This window comes from Streptomyces sp. NPDC096176, assembly GCF_044763255.1.
Lineage (GTDB): Bacteria > Actinomycetota > Actinomycetes > Streptomycetales > Streptomycetaceae > Streptomyces.
In genome coordinates this window covers 491,908-508,933 of sequence record NZ_JBIWFV010000005.1, presented here as the reverse complement: position 1 = coordinate 508,933, position 17,026 = coordinate 491,908, and the positions used below count along the sequence as shown (strand labels likewise).

The 17,026-nt window shown below is 72.0% G+C and carries 17 protein-coding genes; 8 read left to right on the top strand and 9 right to left on the bottom strand.

Going from position 1 to position 17,026, the window contains the following annotated elements; all coding sequences use genetic code 11:
• Positions 1–29 precede the first annotated feature (29 nt).
• Positions 30–1,421, bottom strand: a complete 1,392-nt coding sequence (locus ACIQ7Q_RS17105; protein WP_403861827.1) for an NAD(P)/FAD-dependent oxidoreductase — start codon at positions 1,419–1,421, stop codon at positions 30–32.
• An 85-nt stretch (positions 1,422–1,506) separates the two neighbouring features.
• Here ACIQ7Q_RS17105 and ACIQ7Q_RS17100 point away from each other — a divergent pair, with 85 nt between their 5' ends.
• Positions 1,507–2,418, top strand: a complete 912-nt coding sequence (locus ACIQ7Q_RS17100) for an aminoglycoside phosphotransferase family protein (protein WP_403861825.1) — start codon at positions 1,507–1,509, stop codon at positions 2,416–2,418.
• A 25-nt stretch (positions 2,419–2,443) separates the two neighbouring features.
• On the top strand, positions 2,444–2,914 hold the full coding sequence (locus tag ACIQ7Q_RS17095) for a GNAT family N-acetyltransferase (protein WP_403861822.1): 471 nt from the start codon (positions 2,444–2,446) through the stop codon (positions 2,912–2,914).
• A 57-nt stretch (positions 2,915–2,971) separates the two neighbouring features.
• On the opposite strand, the gene ACIQ7Q_RS17090 is transcribed toward ACIQ7Q_RS17095, so the two are convergent.
• Entirely contained in the window at positions 2,972–3,967 is a 996-nt protein-coding gene (locus ACIQ7Q_RS17090) for a zinc-binding dehydrogenase (RefSeq protein ID WP_403861819.1), read from the bottom strand.
• A gap of 59 nt (positions 3,968–4,026) precedes the next feature.
• On the bottom strand, positions 4,027–5,211 hold the full coding sequence (locus ACIQ7Q_RS17085; RefSeq protein WP_403861817.1) for an NAD(P)-binding protein: 1,185 nt from the start codon (positions 5,209–5,211) through the stop codon (positions 4,027–4,029).
• 154 nt (positions 5,212–5,365) lie between these two features.
• Between ACIQ7Q_RS17085 and ACIQ7Q_RS17080 the strand changes: the two genes are divergently transcribed.
• A complete protein-coding gene (locus tag ACIQ7Q_RS17080) occupies positions 5,366–6,034 on the top strand; it encodes a pentapeptide repeat-containing protein (protein WP_403861814.1) in 669 nt (222 codons plus the stop codon).
• Positions 6,035–6,127: 93 nt separating this feature from the next.
• Here ACIQ7Q_RS17080 and ACIQ7Q_RS17075 read toward each other — a convergent pair whose 3' ends face one another.
• The 3 genes from ACIQ7Q_RS17075 to ACIQ7Q_RS17065 all read right to left on the bottom strand — a co-directional run bounded on the left by ACIQ7Q_RS17075 (position 6,128) and on the right by ACIQ7Q_RS17065 (position 8,570).
• Complete coding sequence (locus ACIQ7Q_RS17075; protein WP_403861812.1) at positions 6,128–6,628, bottom strand: hypothetical protein; 501 nt, start codon at positions 6,626–6,628, stop codon at positions 6,128–6,130.
• A 197-nt stretch (positions 6,629–6,825) separates the two neighbouring features.
• Positions 6,826–7,446 (bottom strand): response regulator, encoded by a 621-nt coding sequence (locus ACIQ7Q_RS17070; protein WP_403861809.1) that lies wholly within the window; start codon positions 7,444–7,446, stop codon positions 6,826–6,828.
• Complete coding sequence (locus ACIQ7Q_RS17065; protein ID WP_403862180.1) at positions 7,443–8,570, bottom strand: sensor histidine kinase; 1,128 nt, start codon at positions 8,568–8,570, stop codon at positions 7,443–7,445. Before ACIQ7Q_RS17065 ends, ACIQ7Q_RS17070 begins: the two co-directional genes overlap by 4 nt.
• 283 nt (positions 8,571–8,853) lie before the next feature.
• On the opposite strand from ACIQ7Q_RS17065, the gene ACIQ7Q_RS17060 reads away from it, so the two are divergent.
• Complete coding sequence (locus tag ACIQ7Q_RS17060) at positions 8,854–9,393, top strand: heme-binding protein (protein WP_403861806.1); 540 nt, start codon at positions 8,854–8,856, stop codon at positions 9,391–9,393.
• Between the two features lie 40 nt (positions 9,394–9,433).
• Positions 9,434–10,867 carry a M1 family metallopeptidase gene (locus ACIQ7Q_RS17055; RefSeq protein WP_403861803.1) on the top strand — a complete coding sequence of 478 codons (1,434 nt, stop codon included), beginning with the start codon at positions 9,434–9,436 and terminating at the stop codon, positions 10,865–10,867.
• A gap of 76 nt (positions 10,868–10,943) precedes the next feature.
• Here ACIQ7Q_RS17055 and ACIQ7Q_RS17050 read toward each other — a convergent pair whose 3' ends face one another.
• Positions 10,944–11,519 (bottom strand): TerD family protein, encoded by a 576-nt coding sequence (locus ACIQ7Q_RS17050; protein ID WP_403861800.1) that lies wholly within the window; start codon positions 11,517–11,519, stop codon positions 10,944–10,946.
• Between the two features lie 161 nt (positions 11,520–11,680).
• Here ACIQ7Q_RS17050 and arfB point away from each other — a divergent pair, with 161 nt between their 5' ends.
• Positions 11,681–12,115: an alternative ribosome rescue aminoacyl-tRNA hydrolase ArfB gene (arfB, locus tag ACIQ7Q_RS17045; protein WP_403862178.1), complete on the top strand. Its 435-nt coding sequence runs from the start codon at positions 11,681–11,683 to the stop codon at positions 12,113–12,115.
• 176 nt (positions 12,116–12,291) lie between these two features.
• Here arfB and ACIQ7Q_RS17040 read toward each other — a convergent pair whose 3' ends face one another.
• A complete protein-coding gene (locus tag ACIQ7Q_RS17040; RefSeq protein WP_403861797.1) occupies positions 12,292–12,792 on the bottom strand; it encodes a flavin reductase family protein in 501 nt (166 codons plus the stop codon).
• A gap of 383 nt (positions 12,793–13,175) precedes the next feature.
• Between ACIQ7Q_RS17040 and cdgB the strand changes: the two genes are divergently transcribed.
• Both cdgB and ACIQ7Q_RS17030 read left to right on the top strand, forming a co-directional pair.
• Entirely contained in the window at positions 13,176–14,816 is a 1,641-nt protein-coding gene (cdgB, locus tag ACIQ7Q_RS17035; RefSeq protein WP_403861794.1) for a diguanylate cyclase CdgB, read from the top strand.
• A gap of 142 nt (positions 14,817–14,958) precedes the next feature.
• A complete protein-coding gene (locus ACIQ7Q_RS17030; protein WP_403861791.1) occupies positions 14,959–15,951 on the top strand; it encodes a carbohydrate-binding protein in 993 nt (330 codons plus the stop codon).
• 74 nt (positions 15,952–16,025) lie between these two features.
• Here ACIQ7Q_RS17030 and ACIQ7Q_RS17025 read toward each other — a convergent pair whose 3' ends face one another.
• Positions 16,026–16,961, bottom strand: a complete 936-nt coding sequence (locus ACIQ7Q_RS17025) for a 1-phosphofructokinase family hexose kinase (protein ID WP_403862175.1) — start codon at positions 16,959–16,961, stop codon at positions 16,026–16,028.
• Between the last annotated feature and the right edge of the window lie 65 nt (positions 16,962–17,026).

The window sequence follows — 17,026 nt, the reverse complement described above, 5'->3', positions numbered from 1 at the left end:
CTTTGTGGCCGGGGGCCGCCCGGGAGGAGTCAGTGGCGGCCGGAGATCTTGTCGGCCAGGGTGGCGATGCGGTCGGTCGTCGGGGTGTGGGTGGTGGATTCGCGGTGGTCGGCCTTGCGGTAGGCGGCGTAGAGGGTCTGGACGCCGAGCCAGCGCAGGGGTTCCGGTTCCCATTTGCGGACCTTGTGGTTGACCCAGGGGAGGGCGGTCAGGTCGGTGGGGCCCGACTGGCCGGAGTCCTGCTGGATCAGGTCGCGCAGGGTGCGGGCGGCCAGGTTCGAGGTGGCCACGCCGGAGCCGACGTAGCCGCCGGCCCAGCCGAGGCCGGTGGAGCGGTCGAGGGTGGCGGTGGCGCACCAGTCGCGGGGGACACCGAGGACGCCGGACCAGGCGTGGTCGATGCGGGCGCCGGCGGTGATGGGGAAGAAGCGGACGAGGATGTCCCGCAGCGCGTCGATGGTGGCGGGCTGGGTGCGGCCGTTGTTGTCCGTCTTGGAGCCGTAGCGGTACGGGACGCCGCGGCCGCCGATGGCGATGCGGTTGTCGGCGGTGCGCTGGGCGTACATGTAGGCGTGGGCCATGTCGCCGAGGGCTTCGCGGCCGGACCAGCCGATCTCGGACCAGACGTGCTCGGGGAGGGGCTCCGTGACGATCATGGAGGAGTTCATCGGGAGCCAGGTGCGGTGCTGACCCTTGAGGGACGCGGTGAAGCCTTCGGTGCAGCGCAGGATGTACGGGGCGCGGACGGTGCCGTACGGGGTGACGGCGTGTTTGGGCCGGATCTCCGTCACAGGGGTGGATTCGTGGATGGTGACGCCGAGCGCTTCCACGGCCGCGGCGAGGCCCTTGACGAGTTTCACGGGGTGCAGACGGGCGCCGTGCGGGGTCCAACTGGAGGCCACCGCGCCGGTGACGCGGACGCGTTCCGCGGTCTCGCGGGCGCCGACGAGGACCCGGTCCTTCTCGCCGAAGGCGATCTCGACGGCGTGGAAGGCCTTGAGGCGGGCGAGTTGGGCGGGAGAGTAGGCGACCTCGAGGACGCCGCCCTTGTGGATGTCGGCGTCGATCTTCTCGTCCTCGGCGACGCCGACGACCTCGTCGACGGTGTCGTTCATGGCCTGCTGGAGGCGGACGGCGGCGTCATGGCCGTGGAGCCGGGCGAAGCGGTCGCGTCCCGCGATGCCGTTGTAGAGCCAGCCGCCGTTGCGTCCCGAGGCGCCGTAGCCGCAGAACCTGCCTTCCAGGACGGTGATGTTTAGGAAGGGAACGGCCTTCTTGAGGTAGTACGCGGTCCACAGGCCGGTGTATCCGCCGCCGACGATGCAGATGTCGGCGGTGGCGTCCCCGGGCAGTGGCTCGCGGGGGACGGGCGTGCCGTCCTGTGCGTACCAGAACGATATGCCGCCGTTGACGGTGTTCATGTCGGTTGCTGCTTTCCCTGCCGGTGGTCGCGTCGATGAGCGCGTCTGTGTGGCGGGAATTTACTGCTCCGGGGCGGCTTTCGCGATGCGTGCTTCGTACGATCGCCGGGTGATCGACATTCCGGACGAGCTCGTGGCTTCGCAGGTCAGGTTCAACGGGGAGGCGGGCCGGGCCTTCTTGGCGGAGCTGCCGCGCAGGGCCGAGGAGTTCACCGAGCGGTGGGGGCTGCGGGTGGCCGGGCCTTCCCTGCACGGATGGGCTTCGCTGGTCGTTCCGGTCGAACGGGCGGTGGACAGGGCGCCGGTCGTGCTGAAGATGCAGCTGGTCGACGAGGAGAACGCCGGCGAGGGTTCGGCCCTGCGGACCTGGGCCGGGGACGGGGCCGTACGGCTGCTGGAGCACGATCCGGGCACGGGGACGCTGCTGCTCGAGCGGCTGGACCACGGCTGTCATCTGTCGTCGGTGGCGGACAGCCGTGAGGCGACCCGGGTACTGGCGGGGCTGCTGGAGCGGTTGTCGTCGGTGGCGGCGCCCGAGGGCATGCGGCGGCTGGGCGACATCGCGGCGGGGATGCAGCGCAGGCTGCCGGAGGTGGTGGGAGAGTTGGCCGACGAGGGGGAGCGGCGGCTGCTCGCGGACTGCGCGGCGGCGCTGCGGGAGGTGGCGGGGGAGCCGGGCGACCGGCTGCTGCACTGGGACCTGCACTTCGACAACGTGCTGGCGGCGGAGCGTGAGCCGTGGCTGGTGATCGACCCGAAGCCGCTCGCGGGAGACCCCGGCTTCGAGCTGCTGCCCGCGCTGTGGAACCGGTTCGACCCGGACGAGGTGCTGTGGCGGTTCGACCTGATGACGGAGGTGCTGGGGCTGGACCGCGAGCGCGCACGGGCATGGACGCTCGGACGGGTGCTGCAGAACGGGCTCTGGGAGGCGGAGGAGGGGGAGGACGAGCTCGACGGGAGCCAGGTGTTCATCGCGCGGACGCTGCTGGCACGGTAGGCGGCCGTACGGGCAGTCTGTGCGCATGATTCGTACTGCTACGCCTGCCGATGTTCCCGTCATCCACGAGATGGTGCGGGAGCTCGCGGATTACGAGAAGGCCCTGCACGAGGCGAACGCGACCGAGGAGCAGCTGCGGGAGGCACTGTTCGGCGAACGCCCTGCCGCGTACGCGCACATCGCGGAGACGGCGGACGGCCGGGTCGCCGGATTCGCCCTGTGGTTCCTGAACTTCTCGACGTGGCGCGGTGTGCACGGGATCCACCTGGAGGATCTGTACGTGCGGCCGCACCTGCGGGGCGGCGGACACGGCAAGGCGCTGCTGACGGAGCTGGCGCGGATCTGTGTGGCGCGGGGCTACGAGCGTCTGGAGTGGTCGGTGCTGGACTGGAACACCCCGTCGATCAACTTCTACAAGTCGCTGGGAGCCGGGCCGCAGGACGAGTGGACGGTGTACCGGTTGACCGACGAGGCGTTGACGACCCTCGGGTCGTAGCGCGTCAGGGGACTTCGGGGGGTAGCCCCGGGGGCCGGGAGCCCGGGGGATTGGGGCCTACGGGATCAGGACGACCTTGCCGACCGTGCCGCGGGTTTCGAGGGCGCGGTGGGCGTCCGCGGCGTCGGCGAGGGCGTACCGCTGGACGGCAGGGCGGAGCCGGCCGGCGGCGGCTTCGCCGAGGGACCGGGTTTCGAGGGTGCGCAGGCCACCGGCCTTCGCGAGCATGGCGGGGCCGAGGACGCCCCGCGAGGTGATGCCGCGTTCGGAGAGTTCTTCCTCGGTGAAGGTGAGAGGGCTGTCCGAGAGGATGCCCTGGCTGGACCAGCCGAAGACGATGTGGAGGCCGCCCCTGCCCAGGAGGTCGACGGCAGCGCGGCCGGCGTCGCCGCCGACGGAATCGTAGACCACGGTGGCGCGCCGGTCGCCGAGGTGCTCCCGTACGGCGTCGGGCCAGTCGGGCTGCTTGTAGTCGACGGCGAGGTCGGCACCGCCCGCGAGGACCGGGGCCGTCTTGTCGGGGCCGCCGGCGAGGCCGATCACGGTGGCGCCGGCGTTCTTGGCGTACTGGACGATCAGGGTGCCGATGCCGCCCGCGGCGGCGGTGACGATCGCGATGTCGTCGGGGCCGAGGTCGGTGTACTGGAGGATGCCGAGGGCGGTGCGTCCGGTGCCGATCATGGCGACCGCTTCGGCCTCGTCCAGGTTGCCGGGGATCTCGTGGAGTCTGTCCGCGTCGGTGACGGCGAGTTCCGCGTAGCCGCCCGGATTCATACCGAGGTGGGCGACGACGCGCTTGCCGAGCCAGGTCGGGTCGGTGCCCTCTCCAAGGGATTCGACGACTCCGGCGACCTCGCGGCCCGGGACGGTGGGCAGATCGGCAGGCGCGCCGAAGGGGCCCTGTGCGCCCTCGCGCAGCGCGGTGTCGAGGACATGGACGCCCGCGGCGGCGACGGCGATCCGTACCTGGCCGGGGCCGGGTACGGGGTCGTCGGCGGTCTCGTAGGCGAGGTTCTCGGCGGGGCCGAAGGCGTGCAGGCGGATGGCGTGCATGGAGTGGGCTCCCTCTCGGTGGATGACGCTCCGGGTGGTGACGAGCCCACTCTTCGACCTCAAGCGCGCTTGAGGTCAAGGCGGCCGGGGGAGCCGGTGTTCCTGCTGCCGCGCAGCGCCAGCGAGACCGCCTCCAGCGCGCTGTTGAACGACACCTCGGAGAGCAGGCCCGGGGCGGCGACCTGGTCACCGGCGAGGTAGACGCCGTCGCCGCGGTCGATGGCGGGGCGGTCGCGCCAGGTGGTACCGGGCAGGTCGACCGCTCCGGTACGGCCGTCGGCGAGCGCTTCGCGCCGCCATGCGGTGCGCTGGCGCCAGCCCGGGAAACCCAGGTCGAGGAGGGCCTCCGCGTGGGCGATCCCGTCGGCCCTGGACTCGTCGCGGCCGATGGGGAGCTGGCCCTGGACGAGCTGCTCCCCCGAGGGCGCGAGGGTCCGGTCCTGGGCGGTGAAGCGTTCCAGCCATCCGGGGGCGTCGAGGTCGCTGACGACGAACGGGTCGCCGCGCCGGGTGCGCAGCGCAAGGTCGATCAGGGCGGTGCGGCCGCTGGTCCAGTGCAGGGTGTCGTCCCCGAGGAGGCGCCGGGCGGCGGCGAGCGTCGTGGCGACGACGACAGGGCCGTGGCCTTCCGGCAGGGTGTCGACACGCGATGTGGTCTCGATGCGTACGCCGAGGTCGCAGGCGCGGCAGGCCATGCGGTCGACGACCTGCCCCCAGCCGCCCCGCGGGTAGTGGGCCTCGGGCGGGAGGGCGGTGGCGCGGCGGAGGCGTTCCTGCACGAAGGCGGCGGAGAGCGAGCCGGGGTCGCGGTGGAAGAGGGCGACGCCGACGTAGTGGGCGGCCGCGCGCGCGCCCTCCTCGCCCGCGATACCGGTGGCCCAGGTCAGGAAGTCGGCGTCGACAGGGGCCGACTCCGCGGGACGGCGGGCGAGCCGCAGCAGGGCGAGCGGCGGAGTCCGGCGCAGTTTGCCGTCGCGGCGGAAGCGGAAGCGCGCGCCTTCGAGGGCGGGCAGCGGGGCCAGGGGGCCGAGGAGGTCGCGCTGCTTCAGCCAGGTCCAGTGGGGACCTCGGTTGTAGAGGGCGTGTGGTCCGTCGTTGGTCTTGTAGGGGCCCTCGCCGGTGCGGGCGCGTCCACCGAGGGTGTGGTGGGCCTCGTACAGGGACACCCGGGCGCCCGACTCGGCGGCGGTGATGGCTGCGGTGAGGCCGGCGAAGCCGCCGCCGACGACGGTGATCTCGTGCATGACTCTCTCTCCTGGCTCGGTCGACTCGCTCGACTGACGCTCGACTGACTCGCTCTCCTGATTCGTTCTCCGGACTGGGACGGCCACGGGGCCTCGATATGTGACATCGGGGCGGCCGAGGGGCGTTGTCAGTGGTGCACGTCACTATGGGGTCATGGCGAGGACACGGAGGCCGGCAGTCGCTGCGGCGCGGGTGACGGAGGTGCGGCTGCCGCGGCTCGAGGCGTTCGAGGGCGGCGCCCTGGAGCCGGACGGTGATTACGACGGGGTGGAGTTCGCCGGGCTGGATCTCGGCGGGCAGCAGGGGGCGGGGGCGCGCTTCCTCGACTGTGCGCTGCGGGAGTGCGCGTTGGACGGGACGGAGCTGGGCAGCGCCCGTTTCGTCGACTGCGTGCTCGAGGGGGTGCGGGGCGTGGGGGCCGACCTCGCGGGGGCGTCGTTGCGCGATGTGGAGATACGGGAGGCGCGGCTGGGCGGGGCACAGCTGCACGGGGCGGTGCTGACGGGGGTGGTGCTGCGGGGCGGAAAGATCGACTATCTGAATCTTCGGGAGGCGAAACTGACGGACGTGGTGTTCGACGGGTGCGTGCTGGCGGAGGCCGACTTCGGGGGCGCGAAGTTGGAGCGGGTCGAGTTCCGTGGCTGTGTGCTGCGGCAGGCGGACTTCTCCGGGGTGCGGATGAAGGACGTCGACCTGCGGGGCGCGACGGAGCTGGACATCGCGCGGGGGGTGGAGCGGCTGGCCGGCGCGGTGATCAGCTCTGCCCAACTGTTCGACCTGGCACCGGCGTTCGCTGCGCAGGTCGGGGTGCGGGTGGAGTGACGGGAGCGGCCGGTCGCGGGTTGAGACGTGGCCCCGGCAGGGCGGGGGCCCGGCGGGGCGGCCCGGCTGCGCGGGGTCGTGGGGTGCGGGGCGTCAGGTCATGCGGGGGAAGCGGGCCTGGAGGTCCCAGATCACCGGGTTGTCGCCGAGGCCTTCGTGCATGTCGGTGAGGTCGGCGATGAGGTCGTGGAGGAAGTCGCGGGCCTCGCGGCGCAGTTCACTGTGGCTGAAGGTGAGGGGCGGCTCGTCGCCGGGCATCCAGTCGGCTTCGACGTCGACCCAGCCGAAGCGGCGCTCGAAGAGCATGCGGTCGCTGGACTCGGTGAAGTCCAGCTCGGCGTGCTGGGGCCTGGAGGCGCGGCTGCCGAGCGGGTCGCGGTCGAGCTGCTCGACGATGTCGCACAGGGCCCAGGCGAAGTCGAGCACGGGCACCCATCCCCAGGCTGTGGAGACCTCCCGGTCCTCCTTCGTGTCGGCGAGGTAGACGTCACCGCAGAAGAGGTCGTGGCGCAGCGCCGGCACGTCCGCACGCCGGTAGTCGGTCTGTGGCGGGTCGGGAAAGCGGCGCGAGAGGGAGTAGCCGATGTCGAGCACGTGGTCGATGGTGTCATGCGCCCAGACGTCTGCTGTACGGCCAGGTGGACGCAGCCCCGGGAAGGCGCCCGATCTGGGTCCGCTCAGGGCCTCAGGCCCAAAGCCCCAAGGTCGCAAGGCCCGAGCGCCTCAAGGGGCCCCAAGGCCGCAAGGCCCGAGCGCTTCAAAGGGCCCCAAGGTCGCAAGGCCCGAGCGCCTCAAGGCAGCAGCCGCTGTTCCTTCGCCACCGCGACCGCGCCCGCGCGGGTGTCGACGCCGAGCTTGGCGTAGATGCGGCCCAGGTGGGTCTTCACGGTCGCTTCGCTGATGAACAGTGCGCGGGCGATCTCGCGGTTGCCGAGGCCGTGTGCCAGCTGGCGGAGGATGTCGCGTTCCCGGTCGGTGAGCGTCGGGCCGGCGGCTCCGCGCATCCGGTCCATGACGCGGCCGGCGACGGGCGCGGAGAGCGCGGTACGGCCCTGCGCGGCGGAGCGGATCGCCGCGAACAGCTCCTCCGGCCGTTCGGCCTTGAGGAGATAGCCGGTCGCGCCCGCCCCGATGGCGCGGGTGATGTCGGCGTCGGTGTCATACGTGGTCAGGACGAGTACGTGGATGTTCGGCGAGGCAATACGGCTGGTGGCCTCGACACCGTCGATGCCTGCCCCGAGCTGGAGGTCCATCAGCACGACGTCCGGCTTCAGTTTCGCGGCCATCGCGACGGCCTCCTCGCCGCTGCCCGCCTCGCCGACGACCTCGATGTCGGCCTCGCTGCCGAGCAGGGCGAGCAGCCCGGCGCGTACGACGGCGTGGTCGTCGCAGAGCAGGATGCGTACGGTCACGGTGACTCCAGCGGGATCGCGGCGGACAGCACGGTGCCTTCGCCGGGTGCGGACTCGATGGTGAGGGTGCCGCCGAGCTGCTCGGCGCGGGCCCGGATCGCGGGCAGGCCGTGCCCGCGTACGCCGGGGGCCCGGCCGGTGCCGGGCTCGAAGCCGCGGCCGTCGTCGGCGATGTCGAGAACCACCTGGTCGCCGAGGAACGACAGCGTGAGCGTCGCGGCGGTGGCGTCGGCATGCTCCCGTACGTTCGCCAGCGCGCCCTGCGCGATCCGCAGCAGCGCCGACTGGATCCGGTCGGGCAGCGGCACGGGCGTGCCGTCGAGGTGGAAGCGGACGGTGAGCGCGTCGGTGGTCTCGCGTTCGGCGAGCGCACGCAGCGCCTCGGGCAGGCTGCCGCCCTCCGCCAGGTCGGCCGGTGTGAGGTCGTGAACGAAACGGCGGGCCTCGGCCAGGCTGCGTTCGGCGATCGACTCCGCCGTACGGACATGGCCGCGGGCGGCGGCCGGGTCGCTGTTCCAGGTGCGGTCGGCGGCCTGGAGCAGCATCTGCTGGCTCGACAGGCCCTGGGCCAGGGTGTCGTGGATCTCCATGGACAGCCGCTGGCGTTCCGCGAGGGTGCCCTCGCGGCGTTCGGTGGCGGCCAGGTCGCGGCGGGTGCGGACCAGGTCGTCGATGAGCACCCGCTGGCGGGCGGCGAGCCGTTCGGCGTGGACGAAGACCGCCGTCGCGATCGCCGCCACGGCGGGCGGCGCGAGGACGAGGTTCGGATCGAAGCCGCCCTCCGCGAGTTGGAGCTGGGCGGCGACGACGAACACCGTGAGCAGGGCGACCAGGGCGAGCGCCGCGCGGGTCGGCAGCGCGCGCAGCCCGGTGTACAGAAGGGGCACGGCGCACCAGGCGAAGCTCGGGGCGAGAACAACGAGGACGACCCAGACGGCGACCACCGTGAGCAGCCGGACGAGCCGGCGGGGCGTGGCATGCGGGCCGAACACCGGCCCCACCGTGTACAGCACGGCGAGTGCCACCGAGAGCCCGATGATCCACGGGGAGCGGGACTCCCAGGGGTGACGCAGCAGGTAGCGGGCGAGCGAGGCACCGAGCAGCAGGAAGAACGCCGCGTGCATCACCCGGGCGAGCCACCGGGCGTCGGGGTCCTGCTGCTGTTCCACCGCCGTCTCCTCGGCCGTCCGACCTGCGTCTTCCTTCGTGGTCGCCCCAGGGGCACCTTCATCGTGGCCCGCCGGGACCACTGCGGCATCAACCGATCGGCTGACACACCTGTCGACCATCATGGGCGGCATCGGGAGCCGGAGCGTGGACCGTGCGGGCCCCAGCGCGGCCGGAGGATCGATGGCGGAACGAGAGAGCAACGGCGGACCAGCCGCCCCTCCCGAAGGAGCCATCACCATGAAGAAGATCCTGATCGGTGCCGCCACCGCCGCCGTCGTCGCCGCGGGCACGTTCGGCGCCGTCGCCGCGAATGCCTCCGTCCCCGCCGCAGAGACGAAGGCGGCCTTCACCGCCGACGTCTCGGACCGCGGCCTCCAGCAGACCATGCACCTGACGATCGACGCCGCCACCAAGGCCGCGCAGGCGGCGCTCGACGCCGCCGAGAAGGAGAACCAGCGCGTCACCGTGGCCGTCGTCGACCGCAACGGCACCACCGTCGTCACCCTGCGGGGCGACGGCGCGGGCCCGCAGTCGTACGAGTCGGCGGAAAAGAAGGCGTACACCGCCGTGTCGTGGAACGCGCCCACTTCCGAGCTGGTGAAGCGTCTTGAGCAGGCCCCGAACCTGAAGGACATCCCGGGCACGCTCTTCCTCGGCGGCGGGGCTCCGGTGCAGGTCAAGGGTGCGCCGATCGCGGCTGTCGGAGTGGCGGGCGCGCCGAGCGGGGAGCTGGACGAGAAGTTCGCCAAGGCGGGTGTCGCCGCGCTCGGCCGCTGAGCCGCGCGGACACCGGGGAGGGCCTGCCTAGGATCGTGGTGTGGACCCGCACGCCCTCACCCGCCGCGTCCTTGAGCCTCGCGCGGCCTTCTCGCGCATCGCCCTCGCCCTGCTGCTGTTCGCGGGCGGCGCGGGCGGCGCGGGCTGTGCGGGCAGCGGTTCGGGCGTGGACGGGACGCCCGGCGCCGCGGGACTGCGCGACCCGTACTTCCCGAAGCTCGGCAACGGCGGCTACGACGTCCGGCACTACGACCTGACGCTCGACTACGAGCCCCGCACCGGCCGGCTCGAAGGCACGGCGGCGCTCACCGCCCGCGCCACGCAGGACCTGAGCGCCTTCCATCTCGACCTTCGCGGGCTGACGGTAGAGAGCACGACGGTCGACGGTGCGGCCGCCGCGGTCAACCGGGCCGGAACGGAACTGACGGTGCGGCCGCGCCGGGACATCGCGAAGGGCGCCGATTTCCGTACCGTCGTCCGCTACTCCGGCGTCCCGCAGACGATCACCGGCGCCGACGCGTCGCGGGAGGGCTGGCTGCGCCGCCCGGACGGCGCGCTCGCGATCGGCGAACCCCTGGGCTCCACCACGTGGTTCCCCGGCAACCACCACCCGGCGGACAAGGCCGCGTACGACATCACCGTGACCGTGCCCACGGGATACGAGGCCGTGTCCAACGGCGAGCCGGCCGGTGAACGCGACCGCGGCGGCGGCCGGACCGCGTTCGCCTGGCGCGCCGCCGAGCCGATGGCGAGCTACCTTGCCACGCTCGCCGTCGGCGACTTCCGTGTGAAGGCCACGCGCACGCCCGACGGGCTGCCCGTCGTCACCGCCGTCGATCCGGCGGTGGCGCGGCGCAGTTCGGCGCTGCTGGACGACATCCCGCGGATCGTGAAGTGGGGGACGGAGAACTTCGGCCCGTATCCGTTCTCCTCCGCCGGGGCGATCGTCGTGCCGTCCGGCGACCTCGGCTACGCGCTGGAGACCCAGACCAGGCCGGTCTTCCCGCTGGACGGGTTCGACGAGACGACGCTCGTCCACGAGGTGGCCCACCAGTGGTTCGGCAACTCGGTCTCGCCCGCGACCTGGCAGGACGTGTGGCTCAACGAGAGCTTCGCCACCTACGCGGAGTGGATGTGGCAACAGGAGTCCGACGGCGTGCCGGTACAGGAGAACTTCGAGAAGGCGTTCGCGGACGAGGCGAACTGGGCCTTCGCACCCGCCGAACCGCCGGATTCCTCGGACCTCTTCGGAGCGCCGGTGTACGGGCGGGGCGCGATGGTGCTGCACCAGGTCCGGCAGGCGGTCGGTGACGAGGTGTTCTTCGGCATCGCCCGCGGCTGGGCGGAGAAGTACCGTCACTCCAGCGCCTCCACGGACGACTTCATCGACTTCGTGGAGAAGGAGTCGGGCAAGGACCTGACGAAGCTGTGGGACGTGTGGCTGTACGGGGACAAGAAGCCGCGCAGGCCATGAGCGAACGCGTCCGGGCCCCGGCCGGAGCCGGGGCCCGGATCATGTCCGCGCGTCAGAAGTCGCGTCGGAAGTCGCGTCAGAGGTTGACGCCGAAGTCGCGGGCGATGCCCTCGAGGCCGGAGGCGTAACCCTGGCCGACCGCACGGAACTTCCACTCCGCGCCATTGCGGTAGAGCTCGCCGAAGACCATGGCGGTCTCGACGGCGGCGTCCTCGCTCAGGTCGTAGCGGGCGATCTCGGCGCCGCCGGCCTGGTTGATGATGCGGATGTAGGCGTTGCGCACCTGGCCGAAGTTCTGGCTGCGGGAGACGGCGTCGTAGATCGAGACCGGGAAGACGATCTTGTCGACGTCGGCGGGCAGGCCCGCCAGGTTGACGTTGATCTGCTCGTCGTCGCCGCCGCCCTCGCCGGTGCGGTTGTCGCCGGTGTGGACGATGGTCTGGTCCGGCGTCGCCTTGTTGTTGAAGAAGACGAAGTGGGCGTCGGAGGCGACCTTGCCCGTGCCGTTCACGCCGATCGCGGAGGCGTCGAGGTCGAAGTCCGTGCCGGTGGTGGTGCGGACGTCCCAGCCGAGGCCGACGGTAACGGCGGTCAGGCCCGGAGCCTCCTTGGTGAGCGAGACGTTGCCGCCCTTGGACAGGCTTACTGCCATGGGGAAGTGCCCTTCGGTTCGATACTGCGAGCTACGGGTCCTCCCGAAGCTACCGTCACCGGTCATAACGCGGGCAGGGGACCGTCAGGTTCCATGCCGACGGAAAGAACACATTCCGTGCGGCGGAAAAGAGGGTGACGGTCCGGCCCGCGCACGGGACCATGGACGACATGTCCGGGCCCTACATCATCCGCGGTTCCGTCTCCCTGCCGGAGGCGGAGCTCCTGTGGCGTTTCTCCCGGTCCTCCGGGCCCGGCGGTCAGCATGTCAACACCAGCGACTCGCAGGTGGAGCTCCGCTTCGACCTTGCGAGGACCGAGGCGCTGCCGCAGGTCTGGAAGGACCGCGCGCTGGAGCGGCTCGCGGGCAGGCTGGTGGGTGGCGTGATCGCCGTACGCGCCTCGGAGCACCGCTCTCAGTGGCGCAATCGCGAGACCGCGGCGGTGCGGTTGGCGTCCCTGCTGGCGGAGGCGACGGCCCCGCCGCCGAGGCCGCGCCGGCCGACGAAGATCCCGCGCGGGATCAACGAACGGCGGCTGCGGGAGAAGAAGCAGCGCGCGGAGACGAAGCGCGGCCGGACGGGCCGCGACTGGTAGGCCGGAGCCGGACGGCCCGCACCTGGGACAGCGACCGGGTCCGTGCCGACCAGTTCCGTGCCGACCGGGCCCGTGCCGACCGGTCCGTGCCGACCGGGCCCGTGCCGACCGGTTCTCCGCCGGTCCCGGCCCCTTGCGCCTCGCCCCTCCGCGCCGGCCCTCGCGACAGTCGGCCCTCACGACAGGTGCCGGTAGCGCCCCCGGAAGTACGTCAGTGGCCCCGCGACCTCGTCCGAGAGCCCCACCTTCAGCACGTGGCCGATCACCAGCGTGTGGTCACCGGCCTCCACCCGCTGCCGAGTCCGGCACTCGAGCGTCGCGAGCGCACCCCCGACCAGCGGGGCCCCGCACACCTCGCCCCGTTCGTGGGCGACGTCGTCGAACAGCAGGCGGTCGCTGAGCCGCCCCTTCATCGCGAAACGTCCGGCGATCTGCCGGTGCTTCTCCGTGAGCACGGACACTCCCCACAGCGGCTGCTCGGCGAGCAGGTCGTCCATGCGTGAGCCGTTGCGCAGGCTGACGAGCACCAGCGGCGGGTCGAGCGAGACGGACATGAAGGCCGTCGCGGTCATGCCCACGTCCTCGCCGCGTGGCCCGTAATCGGCGTCGTGCGCGGTGATCAGCACCACGCCCGCCGCGAGCCGGGACATGGCGGCACGGAACTCCTCGTTGCTCACCCCCTCAGGATGGGGGACGGCGGAGGCGGCTGGAGTGGGGGTCGTCTGCAACACACCTGGAACGCTAGTCTCGGCCGATCCGTCACCGCATCGGGCCCTGGAACCAGGCCGGTCCTAGGACCGGAGCCCGACGACCATGAGTAACCATGGGTACGCTCCGATGGTTTTGCGTTCAATAAGTGTCTTCGAGAAAGCGAGGGTGTGCCCGACCCGGTCGCATCTGACCCTTCATCACCTGATGTGACTTGAGTCACAGAGGCCAGTAATTGTTGACCCTGTGTACCGAGTGAGCTGCTCACTGTGATTCAGTGGCCGGGATACCGCACAAGTACGCCAATCAGACGCCCTGGAGTTTGCTGTCGAGGTCTCGGGGAGAGCGAGCGATGGAGACCGAGTCGGAGCCCTATGTCCGTCTTGCGACCCTGCGGCAGCTGCACGAGGTCGTCGCGGACCTCAACACGGCCCGCAGCCTGGCCGACACCCTGCAGACCGTCGCCGACGGCATCGTCGCCGGACTGGGCTACGAGCTGGCCTGCGTCAACCTCGTCCGCCCCGACGGTGACCTGGTCGTCGCCGCGTTCGCCGGCAGCGCCGCCGCAGAGGCCCTGATCACCGGCCGTGTCGGCTCCCGTGCCTCCTGGGACCGCCGGCTGTCCATGGGCGAGGCCTGGGGCGAGCTGCGCTTCATACCGCACACCGAGGGCTGGGTTCTCATAGAGGACGACGTGCCGCAGTGGCACACCGATGGTCCCGAGCCGCGCTTCGAGGACGAGTGGCACCCGCTGGACCGTCTTTACGCCCCCATGTACGCGTCGGGCGGCGGACGGGAACTGCTCGGGGTGATCTCCGTGGACCGGCCGCGCAACGGACGCCACCCCGGCGCGTGGGGCCAGGAGGCCCTGCAGATGTACGCCTCCCAGGCCGCGATCGCGATCAGCAACGCGAGACTTCGCGCCAACATGCAGCGCGCCCTGGTCCGTCTCGAGCGCGAGCAGCAGGCCCTGCGCGCCAGCGAGGAATCCTTCCGCCAGGCCTTCGAGTACGCCCCCAGCGGCATGGCCATCGCCGAGATGGGCGGTGACCAGCACGGCCGGCTGCTGCGCACCAACGACGCCCTGTGCCGCCTCCTCGGCCGCCCCGCCTCCGCGATGCGCCGCTACTCCTTCGCCGACCTCGTCCACCCCGAGGACGTCGGCACGCTGCTGCGCACGTCCGCGGAGGGCGGTCGCGCGGAGATCAGGCTGAGCCGCAGGGACGGCACGTACGTATGGGTCTCGCTGCGCAACTCGGTCGTCGCCGATACCGCGGACGGGCCACGTTTTCTTCTCACCCACGTCGAGGACATCGAGGACCGCAAGCGCCACGAGCTGCAGCTGGCGCACCGCGCCTCGCACGACGCGCTCACCGGCCTGCCCAACAGCGCGGAGCTGCGCGCCCGGCTCAGTTCGCGGCTGTGCGAGCGCCCGCACGCCACGGTGTACGCGACCGACATCGAGGCGCTGGACGCGGCGTACGAGACCGACGCCGGGTTCCGTGCCGACGGCTTCGACTTCGAAGCGGTCGGCGGCCGGACGTACGACCACCATGTGCACATCGTCGCGCCGGACAGCGAGATCGACGACGGCGCCAAGGGACTCGCCGTCCTCTTCTGCGACCTGGACGGCTTCAAGTCGATCAACGACAGGTTCGGGCACCAGACCGGCGACGCCGTGCTGGTCGAGGTGGCCCGCCGGCTCACCACCGGCGTGCGTGACGGGGACACGGTCGCCAGGCTCGGCGGCGACGAGTTCGTCGTCCTCGCCGACGGTCTCGGCGCGGCGGACGCCGCGGATCTGGCCGTACGGCTGAGGAACGCGATCATCCTGCCCATCCGCGTAGGCGGTCGCGGCGTGCGCGTCGGGGCCAGCTTCGGCATCGGATGGGCGAGCTGCGGGATGTCCGTCGAAGAGGTGCTGCAGTCGGCCGACCAGCGGATGTACATCGAGAAGCGCTCCCGCTCCAAGGTGCACCGCCGGGCCGGGTGACGGATGACACCCTTGCTCCTCGGCCCTGGTGGCCGGGCGCCGGCCGGACGGATGAGGCCTGCGCCACCCGATCCGTTGGCCCGAACCGGGTAGGCTCGCCCGCGTCGGCGTTGTGCTGACAAGATGGTGAGGAGTGACTGGGATGACGGCCGCGAACAACGGCGCGAGCACGCCCGAGGACGACGACCCGTTCGGCTACCTGTACGCGGACGGGCAGCAGGCGGGCGCCACACCCCCGCGCCAGGGCGGCTACGGCTACCCCGGACCGGCGGCACAGCCCGGGGTCCCCCGCACCTCGTACAACCAGGTGCGGACGGTCGGTGAGCGTCAGTACGGCCAGCAGGTCCCGCACCAGCAGACGTACGGCCAGCAGACATACGGCCAGCAGCCCGGCTACGGGCAGCAGCCGACCGCCGCCTACGCGGCGCCCGAGACCTACCCCGGCGCCACCGCCCAGACCCGCCACGTCCCGACCACGTCGCACGAGGGCGGCCACGGCCACGGCGGCCGGAGCGGTGGCCCCAACACGCGGGGCCTGCTGATCGGCGCGATCGCGGTCGTCGCGGTCGTCGTGATCGGCATCGGCGCGGCGCTGATGAGCAGCGGCGACGAGAAGGACAAGGCCGGCGGCAAGGGCGGCGCGGGCAGCACCCCCTCGGCGGCCGAGTCCGTCGGGGAGAGCCCGAAGCCCTCCGAGGAGCCGGAGCCCGCCGACCTCCCCAAGCAGGACGCGGCGACGCTCCGGCTGGGCCCGCCGGCGGCCCTCGCGAAGGACGTTCCGGGCGCGAAGGGCGCGGACGGCGCGTATGTGATGTTCAACGGCGTCGGCGGATCTGCCGGCTGGTCGGTGGACGTGCCCGAAGCCGGCGCGTACACGATGTTCATCACCTACAGCGTGCCCGGCAAGGACGCCAAGACCACCCTGACGATCAACGACGGGCAGCCCCGCGAGATCAACATGTCGAACTTCGCGCATGCGGCGGAGGGCGACTGGACGAAGGGCTGGACCAACACCTACGCCTACGTGAACCTGGAGAAGGGCAAGAACGACCTCAAGATCTCCTGCGAGCAGGGGAACCAGTGCGAGGCGTATCTCGACCAGGTCTGGCTCGAGGCCGGCCAGAAGAAGGGCTGACCACTCGCGTCACGGCCCTCGGGCCTCCACACCACCGTCCCGGTTCGCCCCGCGAGCCGGGACGAGGCGTTTCCTCACCTGTCAGGAGCAGTGGACGGGTGCTCGACGATCTTGACGCGCGGCAGCAGCTCCTCGTAGGCCGCCGCGTCGAACTCGCCGGCCGCCGGGGCGAGGACCGTGGCCGCGGAGAGGGCCACGGCCCGCGACAGGCGTTCTGCCCAGGGGAGCCCACCGACCAGCCCGGACAGCAGGCCGGCGACCGCCGAGTCGCCCGCGCCGGTCGGATTTCCCTTGACCGCTTCGGGCGGGGCGGCCTGCCAGGTGCCGTCCGGGGTCGCGGCGAGCAGACCGTCGGGGCCGAGGGAGGCGACGACCGCGTGTGCGCCGCGGCGGCGGGCGTCGCGGGTGGCCCGCAGCGGTTCGCGGGAGCCGGTGAGCCGGGCGAGCTCTTCGGCGTTCGGCTTGATCAGCTCGGGGCGGGCGGCGATGCCGCGGCGCAGTGGCTCTCCGCTGGTGTCGAGGAGCACGGGTACGCCGGCGCCGCGCGCCCGGCGCACCAGTTCCGCGTACGCGCCGACGTGGATGCCGGGCGGCAGGCTGCCGCACAGGGCGACCGCCTCGGCGTCGCGCAGCAGCGCGTCGTACGAGGAGAGGAACGCCGCCCACTCCTCGGGCGTGACCGTGGGGCCCGGCTCGTTCAGCTGGGTGGTGTCACCGGTCGTGTCGTCGGCGATCGCGAGCGTGCGCCGGGTGGTGCCCGCGATCTCCACGAGCGCGTCGTGCGGCGCGAGAGGGGCGAGCATCCGGCGCAGGACGGTCCCGGTGGGTCCGCCCGTGAAACCGGTGACGACGCTGTCGTGGCCGAGGGCGGCGAGGACGCGCGCGACGTTGATGCCCTTGCCGCCGGGGCGTTCCACGACCTCGCCGACCCGGTGGGAGGCATGTGGGGTCAGGGCGGCGACCCGGTAGGTGATGTCGAGGGCGGCATTGAGTGTGACCGTCAGGATCACCCGTGTACCCCCGAAGAACGCGTTTGCCATGCTCGTACGGGTCCTGATCATGCCAAACGGAAGGC

Bases quoted from the DNA above. Each gene is read 5' to 3' on its own strand.
- ACIQ7Q_RS17050 (WP_403861800.1), bottom strand. From the start codon at position 11,519: ATGGCAGTAAGCCTGTCCAAGGGCGGCAACGTCTCGCTCACCAAGGAG.
- ACIQ7Q_RS17085 (WP_403861817.1), bottom strand. From the start codon at position 5,211: ATGCACGAGATCACCGTCGTCGGCGGCGGCTTCGCCGGCCTCACCGCA.
- ACIQ7Q_RS17065 (WP_403862180.1), bottom strand. From the start codon at position 8,570: ATGCACGCGGCGTTCTTCCTGCTGCTCGGTGCCTCGCTCGCCCGCTAC.
- ACIQ7Q_RS17095 (WP_403861822.1), top strand. From the start codon at position 2,444: ATGATTCGTACTGCTACGCCTGCCGATGTTCCCGTCATCCACGAGATG.
- ACIQ7Q_RS17105 (WP_403861827.1), bottom strand. From the start codon at position 1,421: ATGAACACCGTCAACGGCGGCATATCGTTCTGGTACGCACAGGACGGC.
- ACIQ7Q_RS17060 (WP_403861806.1), top strand. From the start codon at position 8,854: ATGAAGAAGATCCTGATCGGTGCCGCCACCGCCGCCGTCGTCGCCGCG.
- ACIQ7Q_RS17090 (WP_403861819.1), bottom strand. From the start codon at position 3,967: ATGCACGCCATCCGCCTGCACGCCTTCGGCCCCGCCGAGAACCTCGCC.
- arfB (WP_403862178.1), top strand. From the start codon at position 11,681: ATGGACGACATGTCCGGGCCCTACATCATCCGCGGTTCCGTCTCCCTG.
- ACIQ7Q_RS17030 (WP_403861791.1), top strand. From the start codon at position 14,959: ATGACGGCCGCGAACAACGGCGCGAGCACGCCCGAGGACGACGACCCG.
- ACIQ7Q_RS17080 (WP_403861814.1), top strand. From the start codon at position 5,366: ATGGCGAGGACACGGAGGCCGGCAGTCGCTGCGGCGCGGGTGACGGAG.
- ACIQ7Q_RS17100 (WP_403861825.1), top strand. From the start codon at position 1,507: ATGCGTGCTTCGTACGATCGCCGGGTGATCGACATTCCGGACGAGCTC.
- cdgB (WP_403861794.1), top strand. From the start codon at position 13,176: ATGGAGACCGAGTCGGAGCCCTATGTCCGTCTTGCGACCCTGCGGCAG.